The organism is Komagataeibacter ossonobensis, from assembly GCF_057359305.1.
Genome location: NZ_JBXAYQ010000001.1, coordinates 280321 through 299552, shown reverse-complemented (window position 1 = coordinate 299552; position 19232 = coordinate 280321). Strand labels below are relative to the sequence as shown.

Here is a 19232-nt window from a genome sequence, read left to right as displayed (position 1 = left end):
CACCATGGCAGCAGCGGGAAGGCGGCCAAGGGATGAGGCAGCAATATATTACAAAACATTATGGCGCTGAACCATTTGCCCTGAGGCTAAAAAACATCCTTAATATCGCCATGGCGGCACGATACAGGTCGGACGTGCACTCCCTTCCGGCATGTGACCGGTATCCTGTCCCATGGCACATCCGGCTGCCATGCCCTGTTAACAGTCAAGAGAGACAATGGATCAGTCGTTATCGCCTGACAGCATGCAGTCTTCCGCCCCGGTCACCGGGCGGGACCTGCGCCGAATTCGTGCCAACCCCGATTTCTGGTACCCCGTCGCCTGGTCGCGGGAGCTGAAGCCAGGCAAAACCATAGGCACCCGCTATGCCGGGCAGCCCATCGCCCTTGTCCGCCCCAAGGAAGGCGGCAGCGTGTTCGCGCTGGAAGACCGCTGCGCGCACCGCCAGGTCCCGCTGAGCAAGGGCACCGTCAAGGGCGAATCGGTCCAGTGCTGTTACCATGGCTGGGCCTATGGCCGGTCGGGGCGCTGCATTGACGTCCCCTATCTAGGCAAGGGCAAGCTGCCCAACGGGGTACGCACCTATCCCGTGCGGGAAGTCGATGGCCTGATTTTCATTTTCCCCGGAGATGCGGCCAAGGCGGAAACAACGCCCTTCCCCCGCCTGGCGGAAGTGGCCAACCCGGCGTACAAGACCCGCCGCTTCGGCCAGCTTGTGCACTGCCACTACAGTTTCATGCATGAGAACCTGATGGATATGAACCACCAGTTCATGCACATGAAGCAGATGGGCCAGATGAAGCCCCGTTTCCTGGGGCAGGAACGTGGTCCCGGACTGGTGGAAGCGCGCTACAGCTTCGCGCGTACCAGTGGCAAGCAGCCGATTGGCGAGGCGCTGATCTTTGGCCAGAAGCGCGACAACAGCGAAAAATTCGCCCATCGCGACGTCATGACCATCCGCACGACCTATCCCTATCAGACACTGCATATCCAGACGGGCGACAATGCCCCGGTCATGGACCTGTGGATCGCCTACGTGCCACAGGATGAGGCGGAACTGACCAACCGGGTTTTCGGGCTGCTGTCGATCAAGCGGCCGGGCATTCCGGGCGTACTGGATCTGGCATGGCCGTTCCTGACCGCATTTACCGAACGGATCTTCCGTGAGGATCGTGAAATCGTGGAGCTGGAACAGAACGCCTGGTACGAACAGGGCGGGGACCGGAACCAGGAAATCTTCCCGGTCATATGCAACCTGCGCGAACTGCTGGTGGAATGCGGGCTACCGGCCGGACAGGATGCCCCGGCCCCGGTCGCCAGAGGTACCCTGCCCGTATGAGCGTGCAGGGATTACATGGTTCGGGCACCTTACTGGATGCCGGGGAATACCGCCTGCGTGAAGTCCGCACATCTGATGCGGGCACCATGCACAGGCTGATCAATGACTGGAGCGTGGTGCGGATGCTCAGCCGCGTTCCGTTCCCGTATTCGCTGGCGCTGACCGAGAACTGGATCGCTGCCACCATCGAACAGTCCCAGCGTGGCGAAGCCTATCATTTCGCCATTACATGCCCGGGCTCCGACCAGCCGGATTCGCTGATCGGGTGCATCGGCCTGCGCATCAACGCCGCCGACCGGTCCTGTTCGCTGGGTTACTGGGTGGGCCGGGCGCACTGGAACCGCAAGGTCGCCACCACCACGGCGGGCCGACTGGCGCGCTGGGCGCTGGCCAACCTGCCGGTGGAACGCCTGACAGCATCGGCTGCACACGACAATCATGCGTCCATCGCGGTGCTGAAGCGGATCGGTTTTCGGGAAAACGGGACGGGATCGCAGGAATTCGTCTCACGCGGGGGGGAATATCCCGTCCGCCTGTTCGAAGCGCGCCATGCCGACCTGTCGAGGGAAGCAATGGCCGAGGAAATGGCCCAGGCGGCAGACAGCACCCGCAAGGTCGTACTGGTGGCGGCCGTGGCGCTGGTGGATTCGGATACCCGCGTGCTGCTGGCCCGCAGGCCCGAAGGCAAGTCCATGGCGGGTCTGTGGGAATTCCCCGGCGGCAAGGTCGAGGCGGGGGAAACGCCCGAAGAGGCCCTGATCCGCGAACTGGATGAGGAGCTGGGGCTGGATGTCGCGCGCTCCTGCCTTGCGCCGTTCACTTTCGTTTCCCACGATTACGGGCACTTTCACCTGCTCATGCCCGTTTATGTCTGCCATCGGTGGAAAAACACACCGACCCCGCGCGAAGGACAGACCCTGAAATGGGTGGCGGCCAGCGACCTGCGGGATTACCCCATGCCCGATGCCGACCGGCCCCTGATCCCGCTGTTGCAGGATCTGCTTTAAAAGACTGCGGGCGGCAACCTGCAAATCATAAAGGTGCGGGATGCCCCACTATGCGCGGCATGATCAGTCCCGCCCCAGCGTCATGCCATGCATGGCATCGAATTCAGTAGCGGGAAACGCAACCGGCTCCTGTCCCGGTACATCGACAGACAGACTGAACAGGCTGCCCGCCTGCGGCATCTGCGCCAGACGTTCAGGGGACATGTTCTTGCGTGCGGTGGTGATATAGGCCGTGCGCAGGTCCGGACCGCCAAAGGCCACCTTGGTCACATTCAGCGCCCCGGGCACGGGAATGGATGGCAGGGCCGTGCCATCGGGCCTGAACCGTGCAATCCGTCCGCCGTTCCACACGCCAACCCATAACGTGCCCGCGCTATCGACCACCACGCCATCGGGATAGCCGTCACTGAGGCGCGCGAAGACACGCCGGTTCGACAGGGTGCCATCATCCGCCAGATCGAATACATAAATGATCCCGGCGGGGGAATGGTTATGGTACAGCCGCCGCCCGTCGGGGGAAATACCGGGACCGTTGGTGACAATATACCCTTCATCATGACGCAGCACATCCAGCCCGTCCGTCCTGCGGGTCACGGAATACAGCGCGCCGCTGGGCGTGCTTTCGCCATCATCCATGGTGCCGAACCACAGCCGTCCCTTCGAATCGACACAGCCGTCATTGATCCGGTTACCCGGCAGGCCAGGTTCAACCGCGACGTCCCTGTGAAATTCACCGCTGGTGGGATCCAGGCTGTACAATCCGTCCTTCAGTCCGCACATAAGCGTGCCGTCACTGACCGGCGTAACAAAACCGGGGCGCTGCGGCGCGGACCATGACGCGCGTGCCCCGCTGGCGGGATGGAAGCGGTGAATGGCCTGCCCGACGATATCGACAAAATAAAGTGCCTGTTCGCGCATGGACCACACGGGACCTTCGCCCAGTTGTGCCCGGATATCCCATACACAGTGCAGGTATGGCATTGCTGCCGTATTCATGGCTTCTCCTTCCGGTAGGCAGGTTGTCGTTATAGGGTGGCGGGAAATGTCCCTACCCACAACCTAGTGGAAACATGCATCATGAACCCCACCGCCTGCCTGCTGGTCATAGGCAATGAGATCCTGTCCGGTCGCACACAGGACGTAAACGTGCAGTATATTGCCCGCCGCCTGTCTGAAACCGGCATTACATTGAGCGAGGTCCGGATCATACCGGATATCCGCACCGTCATCGTGCGCAACGTGACCGAAGCCCGCGCCGCCTATGACAATGTCTTTACTACCGGCGGTATCGGGCCGACGCATGACGATATCACCTCCGCCTGCGTCGCGGAATCGTTTGGCGTGCCATGGGTCCACCACCCCGAGACGTTCCGCCTGCTTGAAGCACATTTCACACCCGCCGAATTCAACGCCGCCCGCCAGCGCATGGCCACGATGCCGCAGGGTGCGGTGCCCATCCGCAATTCGGTTTCCGTCGCGCCCGGCTTCACCATGGGCAATGTCCATGTCATGGCGGGCGTGCCCCGCATCATGCGCGCGATGTTTGAGGAAGTGCTGCCCACCCTGCCCCACGGCACGCCGGTCGTGTCAGAGGCATGGCATGCCAATGGCCTGTATGAAGGCAGTCTGGCCGCCGGTCTAGAAATGATACAGCAGCGCCATCCCGACATCGACATCGGGTCCTATCCCTACCGCCTTGATGAAAGCAGCCGGGGCGTGTGCCTGTTGTGCAAGGGAACCGACGCGGAAGGTGTAAAGGCCGCATCCAGCGCCGTACGTGACCTGATCGAACGCCTGGGCTTTACCCCGCAGGCGGGTGAGCCGTCGAAGGCGTGAAGCCTGCCATACCGCGTACCGCACATCAAAAGGAACGCGTCTGGCAGCGCTTTTTTGAAAGACGTTTCAGGAATGCCGCCTTTTTGAAAAAAGGCGGCACCCAAAAAACTTTCATTACCTTTTCAGCCGCACGGTTGTCGCAGTTCAGGCGACGGCGTCACGCCCCATGGCCAGGAATTTCTCACGCCGCTGCGCCTTGAGCAGCACAGGGTCCTTGGCCTGCAATCCGGGCAGTTCGGCCGCAATGGCGTCCCCCACCGCGCGAATCGCGGCAGCCGGTTCACGCTGTGCGCCACCCAGCGGTTCGGGAATAATCCGGTCGATCAGGCGCAACTGCAGCAGGTCCTGCGCCGTCAGCCTGAGCGCATCCGCCGCCGTGGAAGCCTGCTTGGGATCACGCCACAGGATGGAGGCACAGGCTTCTGGCGAAATCACGGAATAGATGGCGTGTTCCAGCATCATCACCCGGTCGCCAGCGCCCAGCGCCACGGCCCCGCCGGAGCCACCTTCGCCAATAACGGTGGCGATTACCGGCACCGGCACGCTCAGGCAGGTTTCGATGGAGCGCGCGATGGCTTCCGCCTGACCGCGCGCTTCCGCGTCAATGCCCGGCCATGCGCCGGATGTGTCGATAAAGGTCAGGACCGGCAGGCCGAATCGCCCGGCCAGCTTCATCAGGCGCTGCGCCTTGCGATAGCCTTCAGGCCGGGCCATGCCGAAATTGTGCTTGAGCCGCGTTTCGATCTCGGCCCCGCGTTCGGTCCCGATCACCACCACCGGCGTACCCTTAAACCGGCCGACGCCGCCAATGATGGCCTTGTCATCACCAAACAGGCGATCACCGGCCAGCGGCGCGAATTCGGTAATCAGCGCATTGATGTAATCAAGCGTATGCGGGCGCTGGGCATGGCGGGCCACCTGCACCTTCTGCCATGGCGTCAGCTTGGCATAGGCCGTACGCAACTGCCGGTCGGCTTTTTCGCTCAACCGGGTGATCTCTTCGGCAATGTTGATCCCGTCCGGACCGGACATCCTGCGAAGCTCGTCGATCTTGTTCTCAAGTTCGGCGACCGACTTTTCGAAATCTAGAAACTGGCGCATGCGCTGCCGATAGCACAGCCTGCACGCCAGCCAAACATTTTCACGCAGGGAATCCGCCCTGCCATGCATTTTTGTCTATGTCGCCGCCGCGTCATGCATTGCCGACAGCGGATGATGCTGCGCCACAGCGTCACGCAGGCGGTCCAGCATCACGTGGGTATAGATCTGGGTCGTGGCGATATCGGCATGGCCCAGCAGCACCTGCAGCGCCCGCAGGTCCGCCCCATGCGCCAGCAGGTGTGTTGCGAAGGAATGCCGCAGCACATGGGGCGACAGCCGTTGCGGGTCCAGCCCCGCCCGCAGCGCCACATCATGCATGATCCGGTCAAAGCCCTGCCGCGTCATGGGCCGCGCCGTCCCCCGGCCGGGAAACAGGTATGGGCTTTTCCGCCCCGCATCCAGTTCCATCAAGGCGCGCGCGGCGGCGCGGGCACGGGCGGACATGGGCACCATGCGTTCACGCCCGCCCTTGCCGCGCACCAGCATCATGCCGGGTGCGGCATCCAGCGCACGGCGCGGCAGTGACAGCAGTTCGGATATGCGCAGGCCCGATGCGTACAGCATTTCCAGCGCCGCACGCGCCATAAGCAGCCTGCGCCTGCGCGCGGGTGTCGCGTCCGCTTCAGGTTCACACGCGGCCAGCAGCACCGTGACCTCCGCCTCCGACAGGAAACGTGGCAGCGGCGTGTCCAGGCGCGGGGCTTCCAGCAGGGCAGCAGGATTGTCGGGCCGCAGCCCCTCACGGGCCAGGAACAGGAAATACTGCTTGAGGCAGGACAGCCTGCGGGCCTGCGTGCGTGGGGCCAGTCCCTGCCGTGCAAGCCCCGACAGATAGTCGCGCAGGTCGCCCTCCCCCGCATCAAGGGGAGAGACGCCACCCGCGTGCAGGGCCTGCATCATGTCCCCAAGATCGTGGGCATAGGCGCTGATGGTGTTCAGCGCCGCCCCACGCTCGGCCGCCTGCATTTCCAGAAAGGCATCAACCCCATCCCCGGCCATGTCGTGGTCTGCTGCTTACCGCGTGGGAACAGGCGCTGGCCCCGCCACCGGGGCCAGCGGCGCCACCGGCAGGGGGGCAGGCGTGCCCAGCGCCGCAGGGGCCGCCGCCACGGGGGCGGCGAACGCAATATCCCTGTGCACATCCTGCTGCACCAGCGCAGGCGGAAAGGCGCCGAGGGAGAAAAATCCCCCCACCGCGCACACGACCAGGACGCCTATGACGGCAATAACAATACGGATCATCCAACCGCTTTCCATATCCAGCATACCCGGTGACACATGACCGGGCCGGTGACACATTTTCACGCGCATGGCGGGACCCAGGCGCGGACTCTACCGGTTCCATCCTGCTGTATGTTAGGTTGTCCGGCATGTCACGCCAGATTCCCCCCGACCGGCCCACACCGGCCGCCTCATCGCTCGCCATACCGCTTGACCTCAATGCCGTTGGCCCCGCCATGCCACGGCAGCCGGGCAGTGGACGCACCATCGTGCTGGTCGGGCTTATGGGGGCGGGCAAGACGACGATCGGGCGCATCCTCGCCGCACGGCTGGGTGTGCCCTTTGTCGATTCGGATGAGGAAATCGAGCGGGCGGCCGGCTACACCATCGCAGACCTGTTCCAGAAATATGGCGAACCCGAATTCCGGCGCGGTGAACGTCTGGTCATCCGCCGCCTGCTGTCCGGTCCCCCCGTGGTGCTGGCGACGGGCGGGGGGGCATTCATGGATTCCCGCACGCGTGCGGGCGTACGCGAACACGCGATCTCCATCTGGCTGCGCTGCCCGCTGCCGGTGCTGCTGCAGCGCGTGGCCGACCGCACGCACCGGCCCCTGCTGAACGCAACATCCCCGCATGCGGTGCTGGCGGATCTCATGCGACTGCGCCATCCGGTCTATGCCGAAGCCGATATCATCGTGGATTGTGGAGACGACAACGTGGAACACAGCGCCGACCATGTCATGCAGGCCCTGAAACATAACCAGCAGCCGCTGCGGGTGCCAGTACGGCTGGACCGCGCCAGCTATGATGTCGTGATTGGTCCCGACGTGATCCGGCGCGCGGGTGCGCTGCTGGCCCCTGTCCTGCCGCAGAAGCGCGTGATGATCCTGACGGATGAAACCGTATCCCCCCTGCACCTGCCCCGCCTGCTGGAAGGGCTGGAGGAAACCGGGATCCGCGCCGAAGTCATCACCATTCCCCCCGGGGAGGGTTCAAAGACCATTGGCATGTATGAACGCGTGACCAACGCCCTGCTGGAGGCGCATGTCGAACGCGGCACCACGGTCGTGGCGCTGGGCGGTGGCGTGGTGGGGGATCTGGCCGGTTTCTGCGCCGCGACCACGCTGCGTGGCCTGCCCTTCGTGCAGATCCCCACCACGCTGCTGTCGCAGGTGGATTCGTCCGTGGGTGGCAAGACCGGCATCAACACCCCGTTCGGCAAGAACCTGCTGGGCGCGTTCCACCAGCCCATCGCGGTACTGGCCGATACCTCCGCCCTTGCCACCCTGCCGGTGCGCGAACTGCGCGCGGGCTATGCTGAAATCGTCAAGTCGGGGCTGCTGGGGGATGCCGGCCTGTTCGACTGGTGCGAACGCCACGGGGCGGACGTGCTGGATGGCGACCCGGCCATGCAGGCCGAAGCCATCCGCATGGCCTGCGCCTTCAAGGCGCGGGTGGTCATTGCGGATGAGCGCGAGGAACGCAAGGCCGATGGCCGCGCACTGCTCAACCTTGGCCATACCTTCGGCCACGCGCTGGAAGCCGAGATGGGGTACAATGGCAGCCTTCTGCATGGGGAGGCCGTGTCCATCGGCCTGCGGCTGGCGTTCATGCTGTCGGTCCGGCTGGGCTACTGCCCGGCGGAAGACCTGGACCGCGTGACCCATCACCTTGAACGGCTGTCCATGCCCGCGCGGATCAGCGATACGGGACGGAATTTCTCCGCAGCCCAGCTTGTGCACAACATGCAGCGCGACAAGAAGATGCGCGACGGCCGCCTGTCCTTCGTGCTGGTGCGCGGCATTGGACGGGCCTTCACCTGCCGTGACGTGCCCGACGATGTCGTGCTGGACGTGCTGCGCGCGGATGGCTGCACGCCCTGATCCTGCATCTGTCCATGTGATATTTGTACAACGCCCTTTTCCGACCGATCCGATGGGGAAAGGGCATTTAATACTATCTCAATCTTTGGTCCGCACAACGATCCAGCCATGGACAGGTGCGGGCAGGTTTCCCGGCATTCCCGTCTAAGCCCCTTCCCGCTGGCATTGCGATAATGGCCCCCGGGCCAACTGTATCAACATGCATCAGGCCAGTGTGGAACATGCCCCCATCTCCACAAACAAGAAGGCGTCTGATCGAGTATCTTTAAGGACGGGAATATGCGTCTTCGCATGGTATTACTGGTGACCGCACTGGGCGCGGCGCCATTCGCCACCGCCATGGCCACAACGATTACAGGACCCTATGTCGATATTGGCGGCGGCTACGACCTGACCCAGACCCAGCATGCCCATGGCTTTGACAGGAACCAGTACGAAAACAACGTGAAAACCGATGGTTACCTTGACGCATCGGATAATGCCCGGCTGCTGAAGGAAGCCCATTCACGCGAACGCATGGAACATGGCGACGGCTGGACCGGGTTTGCCACGTTCGGCTGGGGCTTCGGCAATGGCCTGCGCGCTGAAATCGAAGGGGATTACAACTGGTCCGCCCTGACAGGCTATCGGGACTCCACGGGCGATGGACGCCACCAGAGCGGCCGGACCAGTGGCAGTGACCGATCCTATGGCGGGTTCGTCAACGTGCTGTATGACATCGACCTCAAGCGCCTGTTCAACATCGACGTGCCCGTGACACCCTTCGTCGGTGTCGGCGCCGGTTACCTGTGGCAGAACGTGGATGCCAGCACCCCCATCACCAGCAGCCTGAACATACGCCAGAACGGCACGAATGGCAGCTTCGCCTATCAGGGCATCGTGGGTGCCGCCTATGACATCCCCGGCGTACCCGGCCTGCAGATGACCACCGAATACCGCATGATCGGACAGGTGGAATCCTTCGCCATGGGCAATATCAACCAGACAGGCGGCGGCGACCGCACGCTGAGCTACGACCATCGCTTCAACCACCAGTTCATCGTGGGCGTCCGCTACGCCTTCAACCACGCGCCGCCGCCACCGCCGCCAGCACCCGCCGTAGCCCCGCCCGCCCCCAGCGCGGCCCGGACCTATCTCGTGTTCTTTGACTGGGATGGCGCGGTGCTGACCGATCGCGCGCGCGGGATCGTGGCGGAAGCGGCGCAGGCTTCCACCCATGTCCAGACAACCCGTATCGAGGTCAACGGCTATACCGACAACACATCAGCCCATCCCGGGCCACGTGGCGAAAAGTATAACCTTGGCCTGTCCCTGCATCGCGCGGACAGCGTGAAGGCCGAACTGATCCGTGACGGCGTACCCGCCAGCGGGATCGACATCCATGGCTATGGCGAAGCCCATCCCCTGGTGGTCACCCAGCCCGATACGCGTGAACCGCAGAACCGTCGCGTCGAAATTATCCTGCACTGACGACACATACTGCAATAAACTGAAAAATAGACATTTTTACAAAGGGGAGCGCAGGATGCTCCCCTTTCCATATCGAATCGTTCCGATGCATTACAGGGCACGAATCAGCCCTTCCGTTTCCGGCACTGTCCTATGCAAAATAAAGGGGTCTATTATCGGACTTCAAAAAAAACCTTATAAAATCGGGACTTTTCACGAAGTGGCCCCAAATGCCCTGAAAGATATGTGTGTTTTTCGCCACACCTCAGTGGCATGCGGCATTTTGCCCATTCTCAAGTCAGCCCAGACAGGCTAATCCCGCATCATAGCTTGCGGGTAATCTCAGGCTGCCCTGTCTCGGGGCAAATCCATTGCCCGACCACAAGATAGGGCTCTGCCCTGCAACAACAGAGTTAAGGACTGAAACATGCGTCTTCGCGCAGCGTTACTGGCTACCAGCCTGCTGGCAGCGGCCCCGTTCGCCGCCAAAGCGACCACCATCACCGGCCCCTATGTTGGCATTGGCGGTGGTTATGATCTGACTCAGACCCAGCACGGACGTGCAGCTGAGGACAAGCCCGACATGCCGGGTGGCGACGGTGGTCAGCACGTCCGTCACGGCCATGGCTGGACCGGCTTCGCCAATGTTGGCTGGGGTTTCGGTAACGGCCTGCGCGCCGAAGTCGAAGGTGCCTACAGCTGGACCGCGATCAACAGCGTCGGTTCCGAGAAGACCAAGGGCCATGACCGTTCCTATGGCGGCTTCATCAACGTACTGTATGACATCGACCTGAAGCGTCTGTTCAACATCGACGTGCCTGTCACGCCGTTTGTCGGTGCCGGTGCCGGTTACCTGTGGGAAAACGCGAACGTTACCGGCATGTCCACGGGCGGCCGTATGACGGGCACGAACGGCAGCTTCGCCTATCAGGGTATCGTTGGTGCGGCCTACGACATCCCGGGCGTGTCCGGCCTGCAGATGACCACCGAATACCGCATGGTTGGTCAGGTTGAAGACTTCGGTATGGGTAACATCCATTCCGGCAACACGGCGGTCCGCTTCGACCACCGCTTCAACCACGAGTTCATCGTCGGTGTCCGCTACGCGTTCAACAACGCGCCGCCGCCGCCGCCGCCGGCCCCTGCCGTCGTGCCGCCCGCACCGACTGCAGCCCGTACCTACCTGGTGTTCTTCGACTGGGACGGCGCAGCCCTTACCGGCCGCTCGCGTGAGATCGTGGCAGAGGCCGCCCAGGCGTCCACCCACGTCCAGACGACCCGCATCGAAGTCAACGGCTACACCGACAACACCTCGGCCCATCCCGGCCCGCGTGGTGAGAAGTACAACCTTGGCCTGTCCATGCGTCGTGCTGACAGCGTGAAGGCTGAACTGATCCGTGACGGCGTGCCCGCCAACGCCATCGACATCCATGGTTATGGTGAAGCCCACCCGCTGGTGCCGACCGGCCCCGACACGCGTGAGCCCCAGAACCGTCGCGTCGAGATCATCTTGCACTAATCAATGTAAAGAAAAGAAAAGAGGCTTTGATCTGCCTCTTTTCTCCTTTCATTCAGATCGTGTTATATCGTATGACATATCCGCTCAGCGCGGAGCCGCAGTATCACATGCAGACCTGTTCATGTGATGGTCGCCTGTCCGCAGGCAGAAGGATAATGTCTTGCCAATTCTATCTTCCCAGAAAATGACACAGTTCCTGAAATTTGGTGTTGTTGGTCTTCTGGGGCTGTGTTGGGATACGGGAACGGTCTATAGCCTACGCCCCTTCGTGGGCCTGACGATTGCCACCATTGCCGCATATTTCATTGCGGCATCGATCAACTGGTTGATCAATCGCCTGTGGACCTTCCACAACGTTGGCAACCAGCATCATTTCGTCATTCAGTGGCTGCGTTTCCTTGCGGGCAATTCACTGGGCTTCTTCCTCAATCGTGGATGCGTATTCACGCTGTTCCACCTTTCCCCCGTATTCAAGGCCTATCCCGTTCTGGCGCTGGCGGCAGGGGCGGCGGCAGGGATGATGGCGAACTTCCATATCAGCCGGAAGCTTGTTTTTCATCCCGAATCCACCCAACCCGAACGCACGACGGCGGAAATTGTCCCGTTTCAGCCCGAACGCGCCGTGGTCCAGAATACGGTTTCCAGCCGCACGGCGGTTGTAAATTCCCGCAGCAAGGCCGGATAACGCGCCTGCGCGCCATAGGCCGCGCCCACTTCATCCAGGCGACGGATGCCGTCTTCCACCAGCGCGGTATATTCATCTCCCCCATATAACGCGATCCATGACCAGTATGGATTGCCTTCGCGCAGCGTGCGCGGACTGGCATGCAGTCGTGCCCCCACCTCGGCATAACCGATCAGGCATGGCGCGAGTGTCACCAGCAGGTCGAGCATGTCGCCCGTCTGTGCACGGTCAAGTATAAAACGGCTGTAGGCAAGTAATTCGATTGATTCCTCTGCCTGTTCCAGCGCCGAATCCCCTATTCCCCACTGCTGGCAGTAGCCCACATGCATGGATAGTTCGGTATCGAGTATGCCCGACAGCAGACCGGCCGCATGCCGCATGGATGCAAGGGTATCCGATTTGTGAACCAGCAGGGCGCAGGCGCGGGCGTACTGGACCAGATAGAGGTAATCCTGAATCAGGAAGTTGCGGAACGCCTCCACCGCCATCGTGCCATCGGCCACGCCATGCACGAACGGATGTCCCACAAAATCCAGCCACTGCTTCATGCAATCCCGACGCAGGCGGCCGGCAAGCCCCTGCGTCAGCAATGGCCACTCACGTTCCGCCTGCCATTCCCCGGTCATGTTTTCTCCCTTCCCGCGGTTTTGTCCGCCCTGCGCCACGCATGGCACGCAACAGCCATATGGGCACAACACGCATGTTCATACTTCCGGTCTGGCGCTACGTGCGCTAGGTGAATGAAACCGGTTTTACATCTATACCTTCAATACAGGATCGTCTGTTTCCCGCCATGCCCACAACAAACGACATTCGTGCCACCTTCCTCGACTATTTCGCGGGGAACGGGCATCAGATCGTGCCGTCCTCGTCCCTGGTGCCGCACAACGATCCGACACTGCTGTTTACCAACGCTGGTATGGTGCAGTTCAAGAACGTGTTCACCGGGCAGGAAACGCGCCCCTATTCCCGTGCCACGACGGCCCAGAAGGTCGTGCGCGCGGGCGGCAAGCACAACGACCTGGACAATGTGGGCTACACCGCCCGCCATCACACCTTTTTCGAGATGATGGGCAATTTCTCGTTCGGGGATTATTTCAAGGCCGAAGCCATCGAACTGGCCTGGAAACTGGTCACCGGCACGTTCGGGCTCCCCAAGGAAAAGCTGCTGACCACCGTCTATGCCGATGATGAGGAAGCAGCCACCCTGTGGCGCAAGATCGCGGGCCTGTCGGATGACCGGATCATCCGCATTCCCACCTCCGACAATTTCTGGCGCATGGGCGATACCGGCCCGTGTGGCCCGTGCTCCGAAATCTTCTACGATCACGGCCCCGAAGTGGCGGGCGGCCCCCCAGGTTCCCCCGATGAGGACGGCGACCGGTTTACCGAAATCTGGAACCTCGTGTTCATGCAGTATTTCGAGAATCCGCCCGGCACCCGTTCGCCCCTGCCGCGTCCGTCCATCGATACCGGGCTGGGGCTTGAGCGCTTTGCCGCCATCCTGCAGGGCAAGCGCGACAACTACGATACCGATACCTTCCGCGCGCTGATCCTGGCCTCGGCCGAGGTCACGGGACAGGACCCGGACGGGCCGTTCAATGCCAGTCACCGCGTGGTGGCCGACCATCTGCGCTCCACCTCGTTCCTGATTGCCGATGGCGTGCTGCCGTCCAAGGACGGGCGGGGCTACGTGCTGCGCCGCATCATGCGCCGCGCCATGCGCCACCTGCACATGATGGGCACGACGGAGCCGACATTCTACAAACTGGTTCCCGCGCTGATCCGGCAGATGGGCGAAGCCTATCCCGAACTGATCCATGTCCGCGCCCTGATCGAGGGCACGATGAAGGGCGAGGAAGAACGCTTCAAGGCCATGCTGGACCGTGGGCTGTCGCTGCTGGCGGACGAGACGGAACACCTTGGCGATGGCGCGCCCCTGCCGGGGGCTGTAGCCTTCAAGCTGTATGACACGTTCGGCTTCCCGCTTGACCTGACACAGGACGCCCTGCGTGGCACCAGCCACAGCGTTGACGTCGCAGGCTTCAACGAGGCCATGGATGTGCAGCGCAAGCGCGCCCGCGCGGCATGGAGCGGATCAGGCGACAGTGCCACCGAAACCGTGTGGTTCGAGGCGCGTGATACCTTCGGCGCCAGCGAATTCCTTGGCTATACCACCGAGACCTCGGATGCCGAAGTCCAGACCGTGGTCGTGGACAATGCGCAGGTGGACAGTGCTGGCCCCGGCACCAAGGTCGCCCTGCTGCTGAACCAGACCCCGTTCTATGGCGAAAGCGGTGGCCAGGTGGGCGATACCGGCACCATCACGGCCCCCGGCCTGCACATCGCCATTACCGATACACAGAAGAAGCTGGGCGACCTGCTGGTGCATTACGGCACGGTCATCGAAGGCACGGTCAAGCCCGGCATGGCGGTCACCGCGCAGGTCGATCACGACCGCCGCAGCGCCATCCGCGCGCACCATTCCGCAACCCACCTGCTGCATGAAGCCCTGCGCCGCCGGCTGGGCGATCATGTCACGCAGAAAGGCAGCCTGAACGCGCCCGACCGCCTGCGCTTTGACGTCAGCCAGCCACGCCCGATCACGCCGGAAGAACTGGCCGATATCGAGGCGGAGGTGAACGCCCGCATCCGTGAAAACACGGAAGTCGCCACCCGCCACATGACGCCGGAAGAAGCCATTGAACAGGGAGCTATGGCCCTGTTCGGCGAAAAATATGGCGATGAGGTCCGCGTGGTCTCCATGGGCGGCCCCGAGGACGGGCGCGCGGGCTGGTCGATCGAACTGTGCGGCGGCACCCATGTACGCCGCACCGGCGATATCGGCCTGTTCCGCATCACGTCCGAAAGTGGCGTATCATCGGGCGTGCGGCGGATCGAGGCCGTGACCGGCCTGTCCGCGCAGAATGCCACCGTCGCCACCGAAGAACGCCTGAACCAGATGGCCGCCATGCTGCGCGTGCCGCCTGCGGAAGCGCCCGAGCGCCTTTCGGTGCTGCTGGAAGAACGCAAGGTGATGGAACGCCAGATTTCCGACCTGCAGCGCAAACTGGCATCGGGCAACCAGTCGGCGGCATCGATCGTGGAAATCAATGGCATCAAACTCGATGCCCGCAACGTGGGCGAACTGCCGCCCAAGGAACTCAAGCCGCTGGCCGATTCCCTGCGCAAGGAAATCGGGTCGGGCGTGATCGCCCTGATTTCCACCGCGGATGGCAAGGGCAGCATCGTGGTCGCCACAACACCTGACCTGGCGGAAAAGGTTGACGCCGTAACGCTGGTCCGCGCCGCGAGTGCCGCCATGGGCGGCAAGGGCGGCGGTGGCCGTCGCGACATGGCGCAGGCCGGTGGCCCGGACACCAGCAAGGTGGAGGCTGCACTCGACGCCGTGCGCACCGCCATGCAGCCGGGCTGATCCCCGGCCGCGTCCAGACATAACGGACATGCAACGGCGCACCTGGTGCGCCGTTGTGCTGTACGCCCCCATCTGCGATGCATGAATACTGCAATACAGAAAGTGAATGTTTATTAATTATATTGTGGTTACATAGTATTTCCCGCAACCCGCACAGAAGAAACAATTGTGCCCCGCAGGTGTTCCCATGATACAGATATCATGGGATACCACCCCAGCCGCCGGATCGCGCCGCGACATCATTGCGGTGGGCGGATCTGTCTTTATCCGGACATTCAGGTGACAGGATTTTACAATGCCCGCGACCCATACCGCCCGTGATACCCTTATTGACCTGCTGCATGGCGTGGAGCGGTTCAATACCGAAGTCTTTCCGCAAAACCGTGAACTGTTCGCAAGCCTGGCGGAAAGCCAGTCCCCCGACACGCTGTTCATTGCCTGCGCCGATAGCCGGGTAAACCCCAGCATGATCACGCAGACCCAGCCGGGCGACCTGTTCGTGCTACGCAATATCGGCAATATCGTACCCGCCTATGGGGAAATGCTGGGCGGTGTGTCATCCGCCATCGAATATGCCGTAAGCGCGCTGAAGGTTTCGCATATCATCGTATGCGGCCATTCCAACTGTGGCGCGATGAAGGCCCTGCTCGATCCCGAAGCCAGCAACCTGAACAGGATGCCCACGGTGGCAAGCTGGCTGCGCAATGCCGAAGCCGCGCGCGCCGTGCTGGAGGCATCGGACGCAGGTCCCGCCAGCGTGCGCAGCCTGTCGGAACAGAACGTGCAGTTGCAGATCGCGCACCTGCGTACCCATCCCGCCGTCGCGGCGGGGCTTGCCCGCGGCACCCTGACGTTGCAGGGATGGTTCTATGACATCGCCAGCGGGGAAGTTGTCGTACTGGATGAAACGTCACGCACGTTCATCCATGTGGACGAAGCCATCGCCAAGCTGCAGGCGCAGCGGGCGGCTGATACCACCACGCCATAATCCTGGCCCACTGCCGGGACCGGGGCTGCGGCAGGCATGGTCCCGCCTGACCGTGGCCCTTGCGCTGCTTGTCCTGCCCACCGGGGCGCAGGCTGCGGGCGACCTCAAGCTTTCCACATGGAACCTTGAATGGCTGACCATGCGCCCGCAGGGCGACCCTGCCCTGCCCCCCGATGTCACGCCACGCACCCCGGCGGAGATGGATCGGCTGGCGCATTATGCCAGCCGCCTGGCCCCCGATATCGCGGCGCTGGAGGAAATCGACAGCCCGCAGCTTGCCGCCCAGCTGTTTCCCGCCCCACGCTACCGCATCATCATTTCAGATGCCCCCGTCGTGCAGAAAGTCGCCGTGGCGGTGCGCGCGGACCTTGTGGTCATGCGACATGCGGATGTCACGGCGCTGGATGTCTATCCCTCCACTGCCCCCCATCACCTGCGCGCCGGGCTTGACCTGACGATAGGTCAGGGCGCCGACAGCCTGCGCGTGCTGGTGGTCCACCTGAAGGCCGGATGCCGCGATTCACAGCCAGCAGCCCGCAAACCGGCCTGCCAGACGCTGATGCGCCAGATCGCCATCGTTCAGGACTGGATCATGGAACGGCAGGACGAAGGGGAGGCCTTTGTCGTAATGGGCGATTTCAACCGCCTGCTGGCGCCCGACGATCCCGCATGGCGCGCACTGTCCGAAAACGGCCCGCTGGCACTGGCCACGGCCGGTCGCGCCAGTCCCTGCGCGCAGGGAAATTATTTCATCGACCATATCATCGCCGGTGGCCCCGCGCGTGAATGGCTGCGGCCAGACAGCCTGCGCGTCATGCTGTACCGTGAAAACGGGCACGACGACACCACGCGCCTGTCCGATCACTGTCCCGTATCGGTCTGGCTGTCACTACCTGACGCACATGGCACGCCCTGACCGGATCAGGGCTTCATTCCGGCCAGATACCGGACGCGTGCATGGCGTTCCACCCCACCGCCAGCACGATCAGAACGAACACAATCGCACCCATAAGCTGGAACAGTTCCCTGTATGGCATGAATTCAGGGGCCATGGCCGCCGTGGCGGCGGCCTGACTGGTCGCCACGGCGTCACTGTCCGTTGGCACGACCTGTGTCTGGGCTTCCGGCACCGGGCCGGGATCGGGGACGGTGGTGGCGGCCAGTGCCGCCTCGTCTTCCTGCACGGCTTCATGCAGCGCTTCGACCGGGTGCTCCACGCCTGCGGGAACAGCGGACTGCGCGACCACGGTCCGGTCCTGATCGGGGGTATCGGTCATTGACGCTGTACTCCTGCTTCAGCCAAGTCTGTGCCATATATCCGACAGGTCGGCAAAGAACCAACCATTGGATTAAGCCATCCCGTGCCATACTACCACATACCGCCAGAACAGGAGAGATGCATGCCAGCCCCGAAACTGACCCGCCGACACGGCCTGCTTGCCGCACTAGGCGCATTGCTGCCTGCCAGCCTGCCGGGGGTGGCCCATGCACGCCGGCCGCTGCGTATCGGCATGATCGGGTCGGGCCATGTCGGCAGCACGCTGGGACATCTGTGGACCCGGGCGGGACACCAGGTCATGTTTTCCGACATCCACAAAGGGCCAGCGAAAAAGCTGGCGTCGGAACTCTACCCCCTCGCCCGTGATGGCACGCCGCAGGAAGCGGCCAAGTTTGGTGACGCCGTGGTGCTGGCGGTCCCCTATGGCGCGCTGCCCCAGCTGCGGCACACCATCGGGTCGATCGTGGGGACGAAACCGCTTATCGACCCGACCAATCCCTATGGCTGGCGGGATGGGAAGATCGGGCGGCTGGCGCTGCGCAAGGGGGCGGGTCTGACCACGCAGGCGCTGTTCCCGCAGGCGTCGATCGTGCGGGCCTTCAATTCCGAGGACATGACCACGCTGGAAGCCGATACATTCCGCACGCCCCCGCGACTGGCCCTGCCCATGGCGGGCGATGTGGTGCAGGCACTGTATGTGGCGGGCTGGCTGATCCATGACGCAGGGTTTGATCCCGTCATGGTCGGTCCCCTTTCGACAGCCATGCTGTTCCAGCCCGGCAATCCCGGTTTCGAGGCCCGGATGAACGCCACCGACCTGCGCAACCTGCTGGGGGTTTCGGCCAACAATCCCATTGACCGAAACCTTGCCACTCAGTTCTCGGGCGGGATGTAGGCGGCCTGCCGCAGGGCAAGGCCGAACTGGATCCAGCCAATGCCCGCGGCAATCAGTTCAACCGCGACAAACGTGCCGATCAGCCACAGCCCCGACCACGGCAGCGTCGCATACAGGCATACACCCACCAGCAGGCTGATCAGTCCACCAAGCAGGATCAGCCACCATCCCTGCAGGCCGCGCTGCTGGAACGCCATGACGATACGCGCGATGCCCGACACAACCAGGCAGGCGGAAATGAACAGGGTGATGACCATGGAACCGGTGGTCGGTTCTTCCATCATCATCGTGCCCGCAAGGATATACAGCGCGCCGCCCAGGATGGACATGAACCGCCCGCTCCAGTCACGCACGACAAAGGCATGCACAAGCTGCACCGTGCCGGCGACAAACAGCAGCACCCCAAGCAGGATGGTACTGGCCAGCGATACCGCCAGCGCATCCACCCACGCCATGATGCCCAGACCGAACGATATGGCGCCAAGGCCGACAAACAGCCCCCAGCGCTGCGTAAATGGCGTTTCCATGCACAAAAACCCCTTATTCCTGTAATATATTTTTCCGGTTGCCGTTTAATAACAGGCCAGCAGCACT

At 62.7% G+C, this 19232-nt stretch carries 18 protein-coding genes; 11 read left to right on the top strand and 7 right to left on the bottom strand.

Translation table 11 applies throughout. From position 1 onward, the window contains the following. Positions 1-217 precede the first annotated feature (217 nt). Positions 218-1339 carry an aromatic ring-hydroxylating oxygenase subunit alpha gene (locus tag AC1RQ9_RS01340; protein WP_227672760.1) on the top strand — a complete coding sequence of 374 codons (1122 nt, stop codon included), beginning with the start codon at positions 218-220 and terminating at the stop codon, positions 1337-1339. Next, positions 1336-2346 (top strand): 8-oxo-dGTP diphosphatase MutT, encoded by a 1011-nt coding sequence (gene mutT, locus AC1RQ9_RS01335; RefSeq protein ID WP_485985286.1) that lies wholly within the window; start codon positions 1336-1338, stop codon positions 2344-2346. The genes AC1RQ9_RS01340 and mutT overlap by 4 nt, the downstream gene beginning before the upstream one ends. A gap of 63 nt (positions 2347-2409) precedes the next feature. On the opposite strand, the gene AC1RQ9_RS01330 is transcribed toward mutT, so the two are convergent. Beyond that, complete coding sequence (locus AC1RQ9_RS01330; RefSeq protein ID WP_485985410.1) at positions 2410-3327, bottom strand: SMP-30/gluconolactonase/LRE family protein; 918 nt, start codon at positions 3325-3327, stop codon at positions 2410-2412. 96 nt (positions 3328-3423) lie between these two features. Between AC1RQ9_RS01330 and AC1RQ9_RS01325 the strand changes: the two genes are divergently transcribed. Continuing rightward, the gene (locus tag AC1RQ9_RS01325; RefSeq protein WP_485985285.1) at positions 3424-4182 is read left to right on the top strand and encodes a competence/damage-inducible protein A; all 759 of its coding nucleotides are present in this window, start codon (positions 3424-3426) and stop codon (positions 4180-4182) included. A 144-nt stretch (positions 4183-4326) separates the two neighbouring features. Here the strand turns inward: AC1RQ9_RS01325 and AC1RQ9_RS01320 are convergent, their stop codons facing one another. The 3 genes from AC1RQ9_RS01320 to AC1RQ9_RS01310 form a co-directional block, all read right to left on the bottom strand. Beyond that, the gene (locus AC1RQ9_RS01320) at positions 4327-5283 is read right to left on the bottom strand and encodes an acetyl-CoA carboxylase carboxyltransferase subunit alpha (RefSeq protein WP_485985284.1); all 957 of its coding nucleotides are present in this window, start codon (positions 5281-5283) and stop codon (positions 4327-4329) included. A gap of 75 nt (positions 5284-5358) precedes the next feature. Then, positions 5359-6282, bottom strand: coding sequence for a tyrosine recombinase (locus tag AC1RQ9_RS01315; protein WP_485985283.1), 924 nt, complete (start codon positions 6280-6282; stop codon positions 5359-5361). Between the two features lie 15 nt (positions 6283-6297). Then, on the bottom strand, positions 6298-6525 hold the full coding sequence (locus AC1RQ9_RS01310) for a hypothetical protein (RefSeq protein ID WP_485985282.1): 228 nt from the start codon (positions 6523-6525) through the stop codon (positions 6298-6300). Positions 6526-6653: 128 nt separating this feature from the next. Here AC1RQ9_RS01310 and aroB point away from each other — a divergent pair, with 128 nt between their 5' ends. The 4 genes from aroB (at position 6654) to AC1RQ9_RS01290 (ending at position 12040) form a co-directional block, all read left to right on the top strand. Beyond that, positions 6654-8387, top strand: a complete 1734-nt coding sequence (aroB, locus tag AC1RQ9_RS01305) for a 3-dehydroquinate synthase (protein WP_485985281.1) — start codon at positions 6654-6656, stop codon at positions 8385-8387. Between the two features lie 279 nt (positions 8388-8666). Next, positions 8667-9857, top strand: coding sequence for an OmpA family protein (locus AC1RQ9_RS01300; RefSeq protein ID WP_485985280.1), 1191 nt, complete (start codon positions 8667-8669; stop codon positions 9855-9857). A 406-nt stretch (positions 9858-10263) separates the two neighbouring features. Then, entirely contained in the window at positions 10264-11355 is a 1092-nt protein-coding gene (locus tag AC1RQ9_RS01295; RefSeq protein ID WP_485985279.1) for an OmpA family protein, read from the top strand. Between the two features lie 160 nt (positions 11356-11515). Continuing rightward, positions 11516-12040, top strand: a complete 525-nt coding sequence (locus tag AC1RQ9_RS01290; RefSeq protein WP_193733629.1) for a GtrA family protein — start codon at positions 11516-11518, stop codon at positions 12038-12040. Here the strand turns inward: AC1RQ9_RS01290 and tenA are convergent. Then, positions 11962-12666 (bottom strand): thiaminase II, encoded by a 705-nt coding sequence (tenA, locus tag AC1RQ9_RS01285; protein WP_485985278.1) that lies wholly within the window; start codon positions 12664-12666, stop codon positions 11962-11964. The genes AC1RQ9_RS01290 and tenA overlap by 79 nt on opposite strands. Positions 12667-12833: 167 nt before the next feature. Between tenA and alaS the strand changes: the two genes are divergently transcribed. The 3 genes from alaS to AC1RQ9_RS01270 all read left to right on the top strand — a co-directional run bounded on the left by alaS (position 12834) and on the right by AC1RQ9_RS01270 (position 17380). Beyond that, positions 12834-15476, top strand: coding sequence for an alanine--tRNA ligase (gene alaS / locus AC1RQ9_RS01280; RefSeq protein WP_485985277.1), 2643 nt, complete (start codon positions 12834-12836; stop codon positions 15474-15476). 295 nt (positions 15477-15771) lie between these two features. Further along, positions 15772-16464: a carbonic anhydrase gene (locus AC1RQ9_RS01275; protein WP_193733626.1), complete on the top strand. Its 693-nt coding sequence runs from the start codon at positions 15772-15774 to the stop codon at positions 16462-16464. 52 nt (positions 16465-16516) lie between these two features. After that, a complete protein-coding gene (locus tag AC1RQ9_RS01270; RefSeq protein WP_485985409.1) occupies positions 16517-17380 on the top strand; it encodes an endonuclease/exonuclease/phosphatase family protein in 864 nt (287 codons plus the stop codon). Positions 17381-17393: 13 nt separating this feature from the next. On the opposite strand, the gene AC1RQ9_RS01265 is transcribed toward AC1RQ9_RS01270, so the two are convergent. Next, positions 17394-17741, bottom strand: coding sequence for a hypothetical protein (locus tag AC1RQ9_RS01265; protein ID WP_485985276.1), 348 nt, complete (start codon positions 17739-17741; stop codon positions 17394-17396). 123 nt (positions 17742-17864) lie between these two features. On the opposite strand from AC1RQ9_RS01265, the gene AC1RQ9_RS01260 reads away from it, so the two are divergent. After that, positions 17865-18638, top strand: a complete 774-nt coding sequence (locus AC1RQ9_RS01260) for an NADPH-dependent F420 reductase (protein ID WP_485985275.1) — start codon at positions 17865-17867, stop codon at positions 18636-18638. Here AC1RQ9_RS01260 and AC1RQ9_RS01255 read toward each other — a convergent pair. Next, on the bottom strand, positions 18617-19165 hold the full coding sequence (locus AC1RQ9_RS01255) for an HdeD family acid-resistance protein (protein ID WP_485985274.1): 549 nt from the start codon (positions 19163-19165) through the stop codon (positions 18617-18619). The genes AC1RQ9_RS01260 and AC1RQ9_RS01255 overlap by 22 nt on opposite strands. Between the last annotated feature and the right edge of the window lie 67 nt (positions 19166-19232).

Excerpts from the sequence above, each read along its gene's own strand:
- AC1RQ9_RS01340 (WP_227672760.1), top strand. The coding sequence starts at position 218 with ATGGATCAGTCGTTATCGCCTGACAGCATGCAGTCTTCCGCCCCGGTC.
- mutT (WP_485985286.1), top strand. The coding sequence starts at position 1,336 with ATGAGCGTGCAGGGATTACATGGTTCGGGCACCTTACTGGATGCCGGG.
- AC1RQ9_RS01330 (WP_485985410.1), bottom strand. The coding sequence starts at position 3,327 with ATGCCATACCTGCACTGTGTATGGGATATCCGGGCACAACTGGGCGAA.
- AC1RQ9_RS01325 (WP_485985285.1), top strand. The coding sequence starts at position 3,424 with ATGAACCCCACCGCCTGCCTGCTGGTCATAGGCAATGAGATCCTGTCC.
- AC1RQ9_RS01320 (WP_485985284.1), bottom strand. The coding sequence starts at position 5,283 with ATGCGCCAGTTTCTAGATTTCGAAAAGTCGGTCGCCGAACTTGAGAAC.
- AC1RQ9_RS01315 (WP_485985283.1), bottom strand. The coding sequence starts at position 6,282 with ATGGCCGGGGATGGGGTTGATGCCTTTCTGGAAATGCAGGCGGCCGAG.
- AC1RQ9_RS01310 (WP_485985282.1), bottom strand. The coding sequence starts at position 6,525 with ATGATCCGTATTGTTATTGCCGTCATAGGCGTCCTGGTCGTGTGCGCG.
- aroB (WP_485985281.1), top strand. The coding sequence starts at position 6,654 with ATGTCACGCCAGATTCCCCCCGACCGGCCCACACCGGCCGCCTCATCG.
- AC1RQ9_RS01300 (WP_485985280.1), top strand. The coding sequence starts at position 8,667 with ATGCGTCTTCGCATGGTATTACTGGTGACCGCACTGGGCGCGGCGCCA.
- AC1RQ9_RS01295 (WP_485985279.1), top strand. The coding sequence starts at position 10,264 with ATGCGTCTTCGCGCAGCGTTACTGGCTACCAGCCTGCTGGCAGCGGCC.
- tenA (WP_485985278.1), bottom strand. The coding sequence starts at position 12,666 with ATGACCGGGGAATGGCAGGCGGAACGTGAGTGGCCATTGCTGACGCAG.
- alaS (WP_485985277.1), top strand. The coding sequence starts at position 12,834 with ATGCCCACAACAAACGACATTCGTGCCACCTTCCTCGACTATTTCGCG.
- AC1RQ9_RS01275 (WP_193733626.1), top strand. The coding sequence starts at position 15,772 with ATGCCCGCGACCCATACCGCCCGTGATACCCTTATTGACCTGCTGCAT.
- AC1RQ9_RS01265 (WP_485985276.1), bottom strand. The coding sequence starts at position 17,741 with ATGACCGATACCCCCGATCAGGACCGGACCGTGGTCGCGCAGTCCGCT.
- AC1RQ9_RS01260 (WP_485985275.1), top strand. The coding sequence starts at position 17,865 with ATGCCAGCCCCGAAACTGACCCGCCGACACGGCCTGCTTGCCGCACTA.
- AC1RQ9_RS01255 (WP_485985274.1), bottom strand. The coding sequence starts at position 19,165 with ATGGAAACGCCATTTACGCAGCGCTGGGGGCTGTTTGTCGGCCTTGGC.